The sequence below is a fragment of the Azospirillum sp. A29 genome, assembly GCF_042604625.1.
In the GTDB taxonomy this organism is placed as follows: Bacteria; Pseudomonadota; Alphaproteobacteria; order Azospirillales; family Azospirillaceae; genus Azospirillum; species Azospirillum palustre.
The window spans coordinates 67,501-82,220 of the sequence record NZ_CP170464.1 but is presented as its reverse complement, the minus strand read 5'-3'; the positions used below and the strand labels follow the sequence as shown (position 1 = coordinate 82,220).

The 14,720-nt window shown below is 66.9% G+C and carries 11 protein-coding genes and 2 rRNA genes (1 of these 13 running past the window's edge); 9 read left to right on the top strand and 4 right to left on the bottom strand.

Features of this window, described 5'->3' with window-relative positions; genetic code table 11:
* The first annotated feature begins 106 nt into the window (after positions 1-106).
* The 9 genes from ABNQ38_RS12495 to ABNQ38_RS12455 all read left to right on the top strand — a co-directional run bounded on the left by ABNQ38_RS12495 (position 107) and on the right by ABNQ38_RS12455 (position 10,644).
* The gene (locus ABNQ38_RS12495; protein WP_377807691.1) at positions 107-2,593 is read left to right on the top strand and encodes a hypothetical protein; all 2,487 of its coding nucleotides are present in this window, start codon (positions 107-109) and stop codon (positions 2,591-2,593) included.
* Between the two features lie 103 nt (positions 2,594-2,696).
* Positions 2,697-3,584, top strand: coding sequence for a flagellar motor stator protein MotA (motA, locus tag ABNQ38_RS12490; protein WP_377807690.1), 888 nt, complete (start codon positions 2,697-2,699; stop codon positions 3,582-3,584).
* Between the two features lie 6 nt (positions 3,585-3,590).
* Positions 3,591-4,613, top strand: a complete 1,023-nt coding sequence (locus ABNQ38_RS12485; RefSeq protein WP_377807689.1) for a flagellar motor protein MotB — start codon at positions 3,591-3,593, stop codon at positions 4,611-4,613.
* Positions 4,614-4,823: 210 nt separating this feature from the next.
* Entirely contained in the window at positions 4,824-6,068 is a 1,245-nt protein-coding gene (locus tag ABNQ38_RS12480) for a flagellar hook protein FlgE (RefSeq protein WP_377807688.1), read from the top strand.
* A 25-nt stretch (positions 6,069-6,093) separates the two neighbouring features.
* Positions 6,094-7,491: a flagellar hook-associated protein FlgK gene (gene flgK, locus ABNQ38_RS12475; protein WP_377807687.1), complete on the top strand. Its 1,398-nt coding sequence runs from the start codon at positions 6,094-6,096 to the stop codon at positions 7,489-7,491.
* 4 nt (positions 7,492-7,495) lie between these two features.
* On the top strand, positions 7,496-8,599 hold the full coding sequence (locus ABNQ38_RS12470; RefSeq protein ID WP_377807686.1) for a flagellin: 1,104 nt from the start codon (positions 7,496-7,498) through the stop codon (positions 8,597-8,599).
* A gap of 10 nt (positions 8,600-8,609) precedes the next feature.
* The gene (locus tag ABNQ38_RS12465; RefSeq protein ID WP_377807685.1) at positions 8,610-9,773 is read left to right on the top strand and encodes a flagellar basal body P-ring protein FlgI; all 1,164 of its coding nucleotides are present in this window, start codon (positions 8,610-8,612) and stop codon (positions 9,771-9,773) included.
* A gap of 29 nt (positions 9,774-9,802) precedes the next feature.
* Positions 9,803-10,129, top strand: a complete 327-nt coding sequence (locus tag ABNQ38_RS12460; RefSeq protein WP_377807684.1) for a rod-binding protein — start codon at positions 9,803-9,805, stop codon at positions 10,127-10,129.
* A complete protein-coding gene (locus ABNQ38_RS12455) occupies positions 10,126-10,644 on the top strand; it encodes a flagellar protein FlgN (protein ID WP_377807683.1) in 519 nt (172 codons plus the stop codon). The genes ABNQ38_RS12460 and ABNQ38_RS12455 overlap by 4 nt, the downstream gene beginning before the upstream one ends.
* A gap of 23 nt (positions 10,645-10,667) precedes the next feature.
* Here ABNQ38_RS12455 and ABNQ38_RS12450 read toward each other — a convergent pair whose 3' ends face one another.
* The 4 genes from ABNQ38_RS12450 to ABNQ38_RS12435 form a co-directional block, all read right to left on the bottom strand.
* Positions 10,668-11,204: a hypothetical protein gene (locus ABNQ38_RS12450; protein ID WP_377807681.1), complete on the bottom strand. Its 537-nt coding sequence runs from the start codon at positions 11,202-11,204 to the stop codon at positions 10,668-10,670.
* 100 nt (positions 11,205-11,304) lie between these two features.
* Complete coding sequence (locus ABNQ38_RS12445; RefSeq protein ID WP_377807680.1) at positions 11,305-12,246, bottom strand: hypothetical protein; 942 nt, start codon at positions 12,244-12,246, stop codon at positions 11,305-11,307.
* A 245-nt stretch (positions 12,247-12,491) separates the two neighbouring features.
* Positions 12,492-12,607, bottom strand: a 5S ribosomal RNA gene (gene rrf, locus ABNQ38_RS12440).
* 150 nt (positions 12,608-12,757) lie between these two features.
* Positions 12,758-14,720 (bottom strand): 23S ribosomal RNA (locus ABNQ38_RS12435) (it continues 782 nt past the right edge of the window).

Here is a 14,720-nt window from a genome sequence, read left to right as displayed (position 1 = left end):
ACGAGGCAGTTTAAAGCCGGGTTTCAACCTGAGCCGATCCTGCCGATGCCTTGCGGGACTTGGCAAGGGTTTGGCAATCATTTCGATAAAATGCGAGACGACTGTGATGAAACGGCGCCCGGATACCGCATTGACGCTTGGTTCGACGCTGGTTCTCGCCCTGCTGGCGGCGCCGGGGCCGGCGCAGGCCGCCGTCCGCGCGCAGCTGGGCGATCATGGCAACTATTCGCGGCTGGTGCTGTCGGTGCCGAAGGGGGTGGAGCCGGTCGCGGTCGTCGACGGCTGCGTCCTGCGCATCGCCGTGCCCGATCCGGTGCGCTGGCCGCTGGCGAGTTTGCGCGACAGCTTTTCCCGCCGGCTGTCGGACTTCGTCACGGCGGATGGCGGGCGCAGCCTGACCGCGACGGTGCCCTGCGGGGCGCGGGTGGCCAGCTTCATGGAACGGCGAAACCTGATCGTCGATGTCGGCGGGCCGCCGGTTCCGGGGGTCAAACCGGGAGCACCGGGGGAGGGGGCGGTGGAGGGGACGCCGGATGCGGTGGTCGCGGCTGCGCCGCCGGAGGTTGGCGCTGTCAGTATCGCCGGAGTCGTCGAAGCGCTGAACCCCATCGGCACGGCGAACGCGGCGCCTGCCACTCTAGCACCTCAGGAGCAATCCCCTCTCCCCCCCGGGGAGAGGGTTAGGGTGAGGGGGGAACGCGGCGAGGAGTCTCGGGATAGCCACGCAATTTATCCCCCTCACCCCGACCATCTCCCCGGGGGGGAGAGGGAGAAGGAGGGGGGGAGAGAGAGTGCGCCCCTCCCCGTCGTCGCCAGCCTGGAAGGCGAGGTGCGCGACAGCATCCAACAGACCCTGCGGCAACTGGAGCGCATGCCGGAGCGCACGCCGAAACCCGTCCCGCAGGCCGCAGAGCCGCCCAAGCCGCCCGCTCCGCCGCCCATCGGGGCGATGGATCTCGCCGGCTGGGCCGGGGACGATTTCAACCGCACGCGCGAGGCTCTGCAAAGCGCGCTCGACACGGCGCAGGGCCGCGCGCGAGTCGAGGCGCAGATCGCGCTGGTCCGCTTCCTGCTCGCCCGCGCCATGGACGAGGAGGGGCGCGCGGCGCTGGAGACGGCGGCCAGCCTGTCGCCGGCGCCTGACCAGCGCTATGCCTTGCGCATCCTGGGCGACGCCTTCCGCGCGCTCGACCACGAGGACGCGCCCGACGACAACCTGTTCGTCCAGCTGCCGGCCGGCGCCATGCCCGACCACCATGTCTGGCGCAGCGTGGCCCTGGCGCCGACCCGCTGGACGACGGCGAAGGAGGGGCTGCCCATCGCGCTCCGCCGGCTGCTCGACTATCCGGCCGACCTGCGCAGCCGGCTGCTGACCACGCTCGCCGCCGCGGCGGACGAGGCCGGAGACAGCGCGGCGCTGAACCTGATCGTGCTGGAGATGATCACCGTCGATTCGAAGGGCATGGCCGATGGCCGGCTCGATTACTTCCGCGGCCGCTTGGCGGAGCTGAAGGCGACGCCGGACGCGGCTCTCGAGCGCTATGACGCCGCGGCGGCCTTGCGCCGCGGTCCCTTCGCCCGCCGGGCCGAGGTGCGCGCTATCGAGCTGCGCCGCGGACTGGGGCGGCTGGACGAGGACGGCGCCATCCAGGCGCTGGAAGCCCTGCGCTTCGCCTGGCGCGGTGACGATGTCGAGACGGATGCGCTGGCCGCGCTCGGCGGCGCCTATGCCCGCAGCGGCAGGACCGACGCGGCGCTCGACATCTTCGGCCTGCTGGGACGGCGCTTCGGCGCCACCGCGCGCGGGCGCGACGCGCTGGCCGCCGGGCGGACCCTGCTGACCGCGGTGCTCGACCGGCTGGAACGGTCGCCGCCGGGCGGGCTCTATGCTCTGGCGTTGCAGGCGCGGCACGGCCGGCTGGTGACGCTGGTTGACGGCCCGGACGGCGGGCTGCGCCTGAGGCTCGCCACGCTGCTGCTGCGCGACGGTTATGGGCTGGAGGCGACCCGCATCCTGCATGCGCTGACGGAAGGCGCCACCGGGCCGCGCCGGGCGGAGCTTGGCGCCACCCTGGCCCGCGCCCTGATCGACGGCGGGCGCGAGGGGGAGGCGCTGGATGTGCTCGCCCGCACCGGCGGGTCGGCGTTGGAGCCGGCCCTGGCCGAACGCCGCGCCCTGCTGCGCGCCCACGCGCTGCTCGGCGACGGCGACACCGTGCGGGCGCTCGACGCGCTGCGCGGCCTGGGCGGGGCGGAGGCGGCGCGGCTGCGGGCCGAGGGGCTGTTCGCCGCCGGCGAATGGCGGGCGGCGCGGAGCGCCTTCGCCGAACTGGCCGCCACCGGGGCGGAACCGACGGCCGACGATCTGGCCTTGCAGGGGTTGTCGGCCTATCTGGCCGGCGACGCGGAAAGCTTGCGCGGCTTCGGCCCGGCCCAGCGGGCGCGGCTGGCCGGCACCCGCTGGGCCGGGCTGCTCGATGCGCTCGCCCCGCCGCCCGCCGACGGGCCGCTGCGCGCGGAGTCGGTGGAGCGTGACCTTGCCGCGGCGACCGCGCTCGACCGGCTGGCGCGCGGGTGGCGGAAGTCCCCCTGACCTTTGGGCCCCGATCCGTAAAGCCGCTTTAAACGGCGGGCTGTAGCGTCGGCGGACCGTTGCCCCCAATCGCGATGGCCTTTGCACATCCGGAGAAGAAGACATGCGCTTGATGTTCGGGTTGATCGCGGTGTTTGCCAGCGTGCTCGGCGGGTTCTACGCGATGGGCGGGCGGATGGCGGTGCTGTGGCAGCCGGTGGAGATCGTCATCATCATCGGCGCCGGCATCGGCGGCTTCGCCATCGCCAACAGCCCGGCGGTGCTGCGCGACACGCTGCGCGCCGTCGGCACCATCGCCCGAGGCCGGACCACCCCCAAGAACGACTATCTCGACATGATCGCGCTGGTCTACGGGCTGCTGCGCGTCGCCAAGTCCAAGGGCATGTCGCAGATCGAGGCCGACATCGACAAGCCGGCCGACAGCCCGCTGTTCACCCAGTATCCCAATGTCCTGCGCTATGACCGCTGCATCACCTTCCTGTGCGATTACCTGCGCCTGATAGCACTCGGCCAGGACAACCCGCACGACCTGGAATCGCTGATGGCGGAAGAGCTGGACACGCTGGGCCGCGAGCTGAACCAGGTGCCGAAGGCGTTGCAGAACCTTGCCGACGCGCTGCCGGCGCTGGGCATCGTCGCCGCGGTGCTGGGCGTCATCAACGCCATGGGCGCGATCAGCGAGGCGCCGGAGGTGCTGGGCCGGATGATCGGCGGCGCGCTGACCGGCACCTTCCTCGGCGTGCTGCTGTCCTACGGCATGGTCGGTCCCATCGCCAGCGCCGCCCGCCAGCGCCGCGAATCGGAACTGAACATGTATTTCTGCATCAAGGCGGCGCTGTGCGCCTATCTGCGCGGCAGCCCGCCGCAGGTCTGCGCCGAATATGCCCGCAAGGTGCTGTACACCGACATCCAGCCCAGCCTTGCCGAGGTGGAGGTCGCCACCGCTCTGTCGTCGCAGGCCAAGGCCCGCGACGGCCGCCAGGCGGCGTGACCGGCCATGCCGCGCAAGACCGCCCTGCCCCCGATCATCGTCAAGCGCCACCTCGGCGGCCACGAGGAAGAGGAGCACAACGGAACCTGGAAGCTGGCCTACGCCGACTTCGTGACGGCGATGATGACCTTCTTCCTGGTGATGTGGCTGATGAACATCACCACAACCGAACAGCGCAAGGGCATCGCCGACTATTTCAACCCGGTCGCGGTGTCGCAGAGCAACTCCGGCGCCGATGGCATGCTGGCCGGCCGTTCGGTCGACAAGAGCGGATCGTTGACCACCCCGAACGCCGCCGGCGATCAGGCGAGCCCGGTCGCCTCCCCGCCCGTCGTCGCGTCGGTCGGCGACAGCGACCGCCAGCCGGCCGGCCGCAGGGACCCGATGCCTCACCCGCCGGGCGGCACTGTTCCGCCGGTGGACCTGCTGCGCCCCGCGAAGGAGAGCGCGCCCCCGGCATCCCCCACCGAAGCACCACCCCCCACTGTCCAGGCCACCCGCGCGGAGCTGGAGGCGCTGCTCGACCGCCAGTCCTCCGAACTGACGGAGAAGGTGGCGCTGGAGTCGCTGGAACGGGATCTCCGCCAGCGCATCGCCGCGTCGCCGGATCTCAGCGCCCTGCAAGGCAGTCTGGTGATCCAGCAGGTGCCGGAGGGCTTGCGCGTCCAGCTGACCGATCAGGCGCGCTTCTCGATGTTCAAGGTCGGCTCGGCCCAGATGAACGACCAGGGGCGACGGCTGATGCGGATGGTGGCCGCGGCGCTGGCGTCGGTGCCGAACCCCATCGGCATCACCGGCCACACGGATGCGCTGGGCTATGCGCCGGATGCGAAGTACGGCAACTGGGAACTGTCGAGCGACCGCGCCAACGCCGCCCGCCGCGAGCTGCTGGCCAGCGGCATTCCGGGCGGGCGCATCGTCCGGGTGGAAGGGCGTGCCGATCTGGACCATTTCGGCGCCAGCGACCCGCTCGACCCCAGCAACCGGCGGATCAGCATCACGTTGCTGCGGCGGCCGGCGGGGCAATAGGCGGGTGCAATCAAGGCGGGAAACAATCAAAAGAAAAAGCCTTACACATTTTAACAAAACCGCCCGCTTTTTCCTTTAAAGCCCCTTTAAAACCCCTTCGCTACCGTTAACCCCGCCAGTCATCCGCGGAGAATCCCGGAACGCACAACTTCCCTTCCGTTCGTCGTCACTGCGACGGCCCGTTCGACGGTTGACCAGAGGATTCCAAGGATGAGCCTTTACAGCGCCATGCGGTCCGGTGTCAGCGGCATGTCCGCGCAAAGCTCGCGCCTTGCCGCCATTTCGGACAACATCAGCAATTCGCAGACGGTCGGCTACAAGCGGGCGACTGTGGATTTCTCCACCCTGGTCACCTCGCCCGGCAGCCGCAGCACCTACACCGCCAGCGGCGTGCAGTCCGCCACGCATTATCAGATGCAGCAGGACGGCACCATCCTCGGGACCAGCTCGTCCACCGACATGGCGATCGGCGGCAACGGCTTCTTCGTCGTCGGCAACAAGGCCTCAGGCACGCCGCAATATTCGCTGACCCGCGCCGGCAGCTTCCTGCCCGACGAGGCCGGCTTCCTGCGCAACAATGCCGGCCAGTATCTGGAAGCCTGGAAGCTGAACCCGGACGGCACCATGCCGAACGTCAGCAGCTCCCGCTTCGACGACCTCCAGTCGGTGAATGTCGGCAACCTCGTCTATGGCGGCAGCAAAACGACGCAGATGGATTTCTCCGGCAACCTGCCGGCCCAGGCCGCCACCGGCGACAGCTTCACCAGCAGCCCGACCTTCTATGACGGGCTGGGCAATCCGCTCGACCTGTCGATGACCTGGACCAAGGCCGCCGGCCCCAACCAGTGGACGCTCACCGCCACCGGCCCCACCGGTTACACCGTGACTGGCGCCCCGGCGACGCTGACCTTCGCCGCCACCGGCCCCTACGCCGGCAAGCCGGTGGACGGCGCGGGCCTGCCGCTTGACCCGATGCCGGGCCTCACCGTCACCTCGCCGGCCACGCCGACCGCCGACAGCTTCACCATGTCGCTCGGCAACCTCACCCAGCTGAACGGCGATTACGTGCCGACCGTCACCGGCGACGGGGCCAAGGTCGGTCAGGTCACCTCGGTCGACATCGACGACAGCGGCAAGCTGTGGGTGATGTACGACAATGGCGCCCGTCAGGCGCTGTACCAGATCCCGATCGCCACCGTCACCAACCCCGACGGGCTGGTCGCCCAGGACGGCAACTCCTACACGCTGGGGGCGGACACCGGAACCCTGACGCTGGGTGCGGGCAAGCAGGGCGGCGCCGGCAGCGTCGTCGGCAGCGCGCTGGAGCAGTCGAATGTCGACATCGCGACCGAGCTGGTGTCGCTGATCGAGACGCAGCGTGCCTACTCGTCCAGCGCCACCCTGGTGCGCACCGCCGACGAGATGGTCGAAGAAACCACGCGCCTGAAGCGCTGAGCCCAGTTCCGACGGAGTCCCGGCCATGAGCGTTCAACTCGCCCTCACGTCCGCCCTGTCCGGCCTGCGCACGACGCAGCAGCAGGCGGCGATGGTGTCCCACAACCTCGCCAACGCCACCACCGCCGGCTATGTGCGCCGCGACCTCGATCTGTCGGCGGTCACCACCGCCGGCCGTGGCGCCGGGGTGAGGGTCGACGCCGTCGCCCGCAAGGTGGACGAACTGCTGATCCGCGACGCGCGGTTCGAAACCAGCCGCTACAGCGGGCAGGAGGCGCGCGCCTCGGCGCTGGCCGACTATGCGCTGGTGCTGGGCCAGCCGCAGGACGAAAAGTCGGTCTCGACCCAGCTGTCGAAACTGCAGCAGGCCTTCTCCCGCCTGCACGACATGCCCAACGACGACGCGGCCCGCAACGCCGTGGTGTCGCAGGCGACGGCGCTGGCCGGCGGGCTGAACCGCGCCGCCGAGGCGGCGCAGACGGTGCAGGACGATGCCAGGGGCCGGCTCCAGACCTCCGTCGATGTGGTGAACACCTCGCTCCAGCGCATCAGCGACCTGAACGGCAAGATCGCGACGCTGGAGACGCGCGGCGGCGATGCCGGCGACCTGCGCGACCAGCGCGACCGCCTGCTCGATCAGGTCTCGCAGGAGATCGGCATCCGCACCTACAGCCGCGAGGACGGCCAGGTGGTGGTGATGACCCGCAATGGCCAGACCCTGCTCGACCACCCGCTGGCACCGGGCGAACAGCCGCTGACGCTGCTGGGGGACGAGGTGATGGCGAACGGCGTCGCCCTGTCGGCCAACCCGGACAGCGAAATCCAGAGCGGCCGCATCATGGGCTATGTCCAGACCGTCAAGCAGGACATGCCCCGCGCGATGGCGCAGCTGGACGAGCTGGCCGTCGGCCTCGTCCAGGCCTTCCAGGGGGCGGAGGCCGATCCGACCCAGCCCGGTCTGTTCACCGATGCCGGGGCGGCCTATGGCGCCACCGCCGGGCTGGCCTCGCGCATCGCCGTCAACGGCGCGGTGCGGACGGAAAGCTGGCGGGTGCAGAGCGGCGTGCAGGCGGCGGCCCCGCTCCAGCCGGGCGACCAGACGCAGATCGAGAAATTCCAGGCCGTCTTCACCGGCACCCGCAGCTTCGCCGCCACCGACATGCCCGCCAACGCGACGCTCGGCAGCTACGCCACCGCCATGGTGTCGGCCCAGCAGGGCTACCGCACCGGTGCCGAGTCGGAGATGAACGCCCGCAAGATCAGCGCCGACACGCTGGAGACCGCCCGCATCAACCGCGACGGCGTCAACATCGACGACGAGATGCAGAAGCTGCTGCTGATCGAGCAGAGCTATGGCGCCAGCGCCCAGGTGGTGCAGGTCGCCGGCCGCATGATCGACATCCTGTTGCAGATCAAGGGATAAGCCGATGCTGTACAATGCCCTGTCCACGCTGGGGATGAGCCGGTCGCTGCAAAGCACCATGACCCGGCAGCAGATGGAGCTGACCAGCGCCAACGAGGAGGTGTCGACCGGCGTCCATGCCGACGTCGCCGCGACCATCGGCGCCGGCACCGGCCGCGACATCGCGCTGCGCAACCTGTTCGACCGCACCGACGAGTATGTGAAGACCACCGACCTGCTCGACGGCCGGATGAAGACGATGGACAGCGCGATGACCAGCATCCTCGCGTCGGGCACCGACCTGCTGGCCGCCGCCTCCACCGGGCTGGGACAGCAGTCGCCGACCGGGACGTCTCTGCAAATCCGCGCGCGCGGCGTACTGGACCAGGTGGTCGGGCTGCTGAACGCCTCGTCCGGCAACAGCTATCTCTTCGCCGGCACCGCGCTGGACCAGCCGCCGATGCGCAATGTCGACGGCGACAAGTCGGGCCTGCGCTCGCCGATGCAGATCGTCCGGGACGCCATCCAGTCGGCCACCGGCGGCACCGACATGCCGAAGACGGCGGCGGAGACCGCGGCGGTCGTCGCCCGGCTCGACGAGCTGTTCGCGGTGCGCGATCCGGCGACGCCGGCCCCCGCCCCACTGACCGACAGCTTCGAAGGCGGCTTCTACACCGGCACCACCGCGCTCCAGCCCGGCGGCGCCGCGTCGCCGCGCGTCAGCGGCCAGCCGGCGGAGTCTACCGGCATCGCCTATGGCGTGCAGGCCAACGACCCGATGATGCGGCAGATGCTGGAAGGCATCTACATGCTGGCGGCGGTCGATACCTCGCAGATGGATGTCGACGCCTATCCCGACTACATCAGGACGGCGGTTGACAAGCTGTCCGGCGGCCTCGGCAAGCTGCGGGAGGCGACGGCGCAGCTCGGCATCCAGCGCGCCCAGCTCGCCACCCTGGCCGAACAGCACAAGACGCAGAAGTCGATCCTCAGCCTGCAGATCGACAATCTGGAAGGGGTCGATCCCTACGAGGCCAGCACGCGGATCAGCCAGCTGGAGGCGCAGATCGACGCCACCTCCAGCGCCACCGCGCGCATCGCCAAGCTGCACCTGACCAACTACCTCTAGGCCTATCGCAATGAGCCCCGGCATCCAGGTCCCCCTATCGTACCGGCTCCGGCCCGCCTTGCGCCGCGCCATGGTGCTGGCCGGCGGGCTGCTGCTGGCGCTCGGCATGCTGTCGGCCGTGCCCGCGGCGGCACAGACGCGGGTGAAGGATCTGGTCACCTTCGACGGGGTCCGCCGCAACCAGCTGGTCGGCTACGGGCTGGTGGTCGGGCTGAACGGCACCGGCGACCGGCTGATCAACACCCCCTTCACCGAGCAGAGCCTGAAGGGGATGATGGAGCGGCTGGGCATCAACACCCGCGGCGAGACGCTGCGCACCCGCAACGCCGCGGCTGTCATGGTGACGGCCAGCCTGCCGCCCTTCCCGCGCCAGGGCACGACGGTCGATGTCACGGTCTCGGCGCTCGGCGACGCCACCAGCCTGCTGGGCGGCACGCTGGTGGTGACGCCGCTGCTGGGGGCCGACGGCGAGGCCTATGCGGTGGCCCAGGGGCCGCTGTCGGTCAGCGGCTTCACCGCCGGCGGAGCGGCGGCGACGGTGACCAAGGGCGTGCCGACCACCGCCCGCATCGCCAACGGCGCCACGGTGGAGCGCGAGCTGAAATTCGCGCTGAACGATGTCGGCGCGGTGCGGATGGCCCTGCGCAATCCCGACTTCACCACGGCGATCCGCATCGCCGACGCGGTGAACGGCCGGCTCGGCACCGGCAACGCCCGGGTGGTCGACCTGACCACCGTCGACGTGCGGATCACCGGCGCCTATGTCGGCAACGTCTCCCGCCTGATTGGCGAGATCGAACAGCTGGCGGTCCGCCCCGATGCCATCGCCCGCGTGGTGGTGGACGAGCGCAGCGGCACCATCGTCATCGGTGACGACGTCCGGGTCAGCCGCGTCGCCATCACCCAGGGCAACCTGACCGTCCGCGTGGTGGAGACGCCGCAGGTGTCGCAGCCGCAGCCCTTCAGCAACGGCTCCACCGTCGTCGTGCCGCGCACCGACGTGCAGGTGCAGGAAGGCAACGGCCGCCAGTTCGTGACCGTCGGCGGCAATGTCAGCCTGCAACAGCTGGTCAACGGGCTGAACGCGCTGGGGGTGGGGCCGCGCGACATGGTGGCTATCCTCCAGGCCATCAAGGCTGCCGGCGCCCTGCACGCCGATCTGGAAATCATCTGACCCCCGAAGACCAGGATGGAGAGACGACGATGGACATCGCCGCAACGACCCTCCGCAGCCCTGCGACGCCGACGCCGGCAACCACGACGCCGGCCCTCCCCAACCCGGAAGCGGCCGACAAGGTCGCGAAGGAATTCGAGGCGATGCTGGTCGGCCAGCTGATGGAAAGCATGTTCGCGGGCATGCGCGAAAGCCCGCTGTTCGGCGGTGGCGGCCCGGCGGAAAAGCCGTGGCGCAGCATGATGTTGCAGGAATACGGCAAGGCCATCGCCGAATCCGGCACGCTCGGCATCGGCAGGATGACGCACGACGAGATCGCCCGCCTCTACGCCTCCCAAGCGGAGCAGCGCTCATGAGCGTCACCCTCAAGGACCTGATCCACGAATTCGCCCCCGACCGCCGGCCCGAACAGGCCGAGGCCGAGGGACCGGCCGTTCCCGATCCCGGCTATGACGGCGCCACCGCCCTGCTGGTGCGCGACTTCCTCGACGCGGTGGAAGCGCTGTCCGCCGTGCTGGAGGAGGAATCCGCCTGCATCGCCGCCGGCATGCTCGACCGGCTGGAGGTCTTCGCCCACCGCAAGGCGGCGATGGCCGAACAGTTGGAGGGTGCCGTCCTGCGCGCCCGCGACGAAGGCATCCGCCTGCCCGACAATCTGCGCGCGATGACGCTGGAGCGCATCGACCGGCTGGAACGGGCGGTGTCGGTCAACGCTTCCAGCCTCGTCGCCCTGCGCAAAGCGGTGCTGACCATCAACCGCAACCTGCTGACGGCGCTGGAAAAGGCGTCGAGCGACGGCACCTATGCCCGCGACGGACAGGCGCGCCGGCCGGTGGAACTGTCGGCCTCCGGTCTGAACGCCACGCTGTGACGCCTGTTAGAGTCTGATCGACTTTAGCGGCCCTTCACGCTGGACAGCTCGCCGGCCTGTTCCAGCTTGATGATGCTGGCGACCAGTGCGCGCTGGAAGCCGCGGGCATCGGACGGCAGCGACACGCCGGCGCCGGTCGGCCAGAATTCGACGAAGGCGAGGCTGCCCTCCTCCCCCACACCCGGCCATTCGAAGGCGACGCCCAGCCCGATCTCCTTCGTCGTCCGCCGATGGTCGGTGACGAGGATCTGCGCTTCCCAATGCATGCCGCCGGCGCCCTTGTCGGCCCGCTGCTGGCTCCAGTTCCGCAGATAGTCGCGGAAGGTCTCCGACTGGCGGTCGAGCCGCACGTAGCTCGACCGGTCGGTCACCGTCTGCGCCAGCTTCGTGGTGTAGCGCGCCTGGGCAAGCGCCCGCGTCACATCGGCGCAAAGCTCCTCGATCTGGGCGAAGCTGCGCTTCACCGTGTCGGCAAGCGCCGCCGCCAGGGCGGAACCGGTCAGCGCCGCCGCGGCGTGGTCCTTGCGATACATGTCGAAGAGATCGTCCGAATCACCCATCGCCACCCCCTGCCGCCGTCATCCGACGGCTCCCGCCCCTGTTATCCTTCGGCAGGGCAGCAGCTTGCAACCGGTTCGATACCTAAGCTATTGGGTCGGCTCAGATGGAATTCACGGAAAGCGTATAGCTTCCGAACGTCGCATCCTTCGACAAAACCCGGAAATTGAACACCGCGGTTTCCAGGGCAGTGAAAATCAGCTTGGCATCCAACCCGGTTCCACCATTGTCATCGGATGCCACCACGGCGAAGCTGAGGGTGCCACCGGATGTGATCCCCGAACCAGGGGGACCGACCGGTGTTCCACCCACTCGGGTCAGATAGCCGCCTTCGACATACGGATCTGCAAGCGTCCCTCCCCCGCTGGACCTGCCCCGGGCTTCGACCAGATATTTCTGGCCGGCCTGCATTCCGATGCCCGAGTAGCTTGCGCCATTTTGATCGAAGAAACCCACGGTCTGGAAGTGGATCTCTTCGACCTGTGTCGGCGGACGGCTTGGAGTCACATCGGTCGGACGGCTTTCGGTTGACGGTGTCTCCACCGCCTTGACCGTGATCGCCCGATTTTCCTGCCAGCCTGTCATGACATAATGCTGCAAAGCGGCGCTTGCATCAGCCTTGAGCGCGGTTGAAAGATCCGTGTTGGCCGCCAGATAGGCCGAAGCATCGAATGACGTCAACGAACGGTTTTCATTCGCTCCAAAATTGATGTAGTGCTGTGCGGCCGTTTGTGTGGTGAAACCGGCAGCCAGAAGATCGCGATTCGATGCCAGGTATTCGGCGGCATTGAAGCTGATGCTCCGATTCTCTTTCCATCCGCTCGTGATGTAATGTCGAAGAGCCGCCGATATATCGGTTTTGAACGCGCTGCGCAGATCGGAATTGGATGCGAGGTAAGCAGCACTGTCAAAGGCTGTCGGCCGCCCTTCCCTCTGACTGAAGGCCAGGTAATGCTGCTCCGCGTCAGAGAGCGAAAGACCGGCCTTGAGGAGGTCAGAGTTTGCAGCCAGATAGCTGCCGGCATCGAAACTGGCTAAACCCATGACACACCTAAAGGTTGGCTAATACGTACAATTTGCTTGATACGTTTGAAAAATACAAGGCTGGTGCATTTAATTTCGAATTGCTTTACAGGGTTGTGGCATGGACCGCCATCGCAGCCGGCATGACCGACGAGCACCGAAGCAAAACGCCAAACGCCCCATCTCTTTCGAGGCGGGGCGTTTCCGATCAGTGTGAAGATGCAAGCGTGCGTGCTTTGGTTTGAAGCGTCTCTTGTGCCTGAGCGACCTGGCGGCGACCTACTCTCCCACGTCTTAAGACGCAGTACCATTGGCGCGGAGGCTTTTCACGGCCGAGTTCGGGATGGGATCGGGTGTTTGACACCTCGCCATGACCACCAGGTCACCGAGGCACAAGACCGACGCATCGTTACCGAAAGCGCATATGCTTGTTCGTGCAAGTGAGGATGAGGATGTATCGAACGGCGATGCGCTGGTCAAGCTGCTGTTTTCGAGCAGGCTTGCTGCTGCGCATGGCGCGGTTAGTGGTGTCGAGATCAAGCCGATCGAGCGATTAGTAAGGCTTAGCTTCAGGCATTGCTGCCCGTCCACATGCCTCCTATCGACGTGATGGTCTGTCACGGCTCTCAAGGGAGTTCTGGTTTAGAGGTGGGTTTCCCGCTTAGATGCTTTCAGCGGTTATCCCGTCCATACTTAGCTACCCGGCCATGCCACTGGCGTGACAACCGGTGCACCAGAGGTATGTCCATCCCGGTCCTCTCGTACTAGGGACAGATCCTCGCAAAACTCCGACACCCACGGCAGATAGGGACCGAACTGTCTCACGACGTTCTAAACCCAGCTCACGTACCACTTTAATCGGCGAACAGCCGAACCCTTGGGACCTGCTCCAGCCCCAGGATGTGATGAGCCGACATCGAGGTGCCAAACGACTCCGTCGATATGGACTCTTGGGAGTCATCAGCCTGTTATCCCCGGCGTACCTTTTATCCGTTGAGCGATGGCCCGTCCACGTGGAGCCACCGGATCACTATGGCCGACTTTCGTCTCTGCTCGACTTGTCAGTCTTGCAGTCAGGCGGGCTTATGCCATTGCACTCGTCGAGCGATTTCCGACCGCTCTGAGCCCACCATCGCGCGCCTCCGTTACACTTTGGGAGGCGACCGCCCCAGTCAAACTACCCGCCATGCAGGGTCCCGGACCCGGATAACGGGCCACGGTTAGATGCCAGAGACTTCAAGGGTGGTATTTCAAGGTTGGCTCCACACGAGCTGGCGCCCATGTTTCCAAGCCTCCCACCTATCCTACACATGAAGTCCCTAGCACCACTGCAAAGCTGTAGTAAAGGTGCACGGGGTCTTTCCGTCTGACCGCGGGAACTCCGCATCTTCACGGAGAGTTCAATTTCGCTGAGTTGGTGTTGGAGACAGCGGGGAAGTCGTTACGCCATTCGTGCAGGTCGGAACTTACCCGACAAGGAATTTCGCTACCTTAGGACCGTTATAGTTACGGCCGCCGTTTACCGGGGCTTCAATTCAGAGCTTGCACTCCTCCTCTTAACCTTCCGGCACCGGGCAGGCGTCAGACCCTATACGTCGCCTTGTGTGGCTTCGCAGAGCCCTGTGTTTTTAGTAAACAGTCGCTACCCCCTGGTCTGTGCCCCCCGCCATGGCTTGCGCCACAACGGGGCCCTCTTCTTCCGAAGTTACGAGGGCAATTTGCCGAGTTCCTTCAACACCATTCTCTCAAGCGCCTGGGTATACTCTACCAGTCCACCTGTGTCGGTTTGGGGTACGGTCTGTAAGGCGGGGCTATTTCCTGGAACCGGTCCACAGCACGATCAATCCGATAAGATCGTACACGCTTTCCAATCCGTCACCTCCGCCAGGCCCACGAATATTAACGTGGTTCCCATCGACTACGCCTTTCGGCCTCGCCTTAGGGGCCGGCTCACCCTGCGTGGATTAACCTTGCGCAGGAACCCTTGGACTTTCGGCGACAGTGTTTCTCACACTGTTTGTCGCTACTCATGTCAGCATTCTCACTTCCGATACCTCCAGGCGGCCTCACGGACACCCTTCGCAGGCTTACGGAACGCTCCGCTACCACGCGATCAAAGATCGCATCCGCAGCTTCGGTACACGGCTTGAGCCCCGATACATTTTCGGCGCAGGCCGGCTTAACTAGACCAGTGAGCTATTACGCTTTCTTTAAAGGATGGCTGCTTCTAAGCCAACCTCCTGGTTGTCATGGCCTTCCCACATCCTTTCCCACTTAGCCGTGATTTGGGGACCTTAGCTGGCGGTCTGGGCTGTTTCCCTCTCGACGATGGACCTTAGCACCCACCGTCTGTCTGCCGGACTGCACTCTGCGGTATTCGGAGTTTGGTTAGGTTTGGTAAGGCTCGCGCCCCCCTAGCCCATCCAGTGCTCTACCCCCGCAGGTGATATCCGACGCGCTACCTAAATAGCTTTCGCGGAGAACCAGCTATTTCC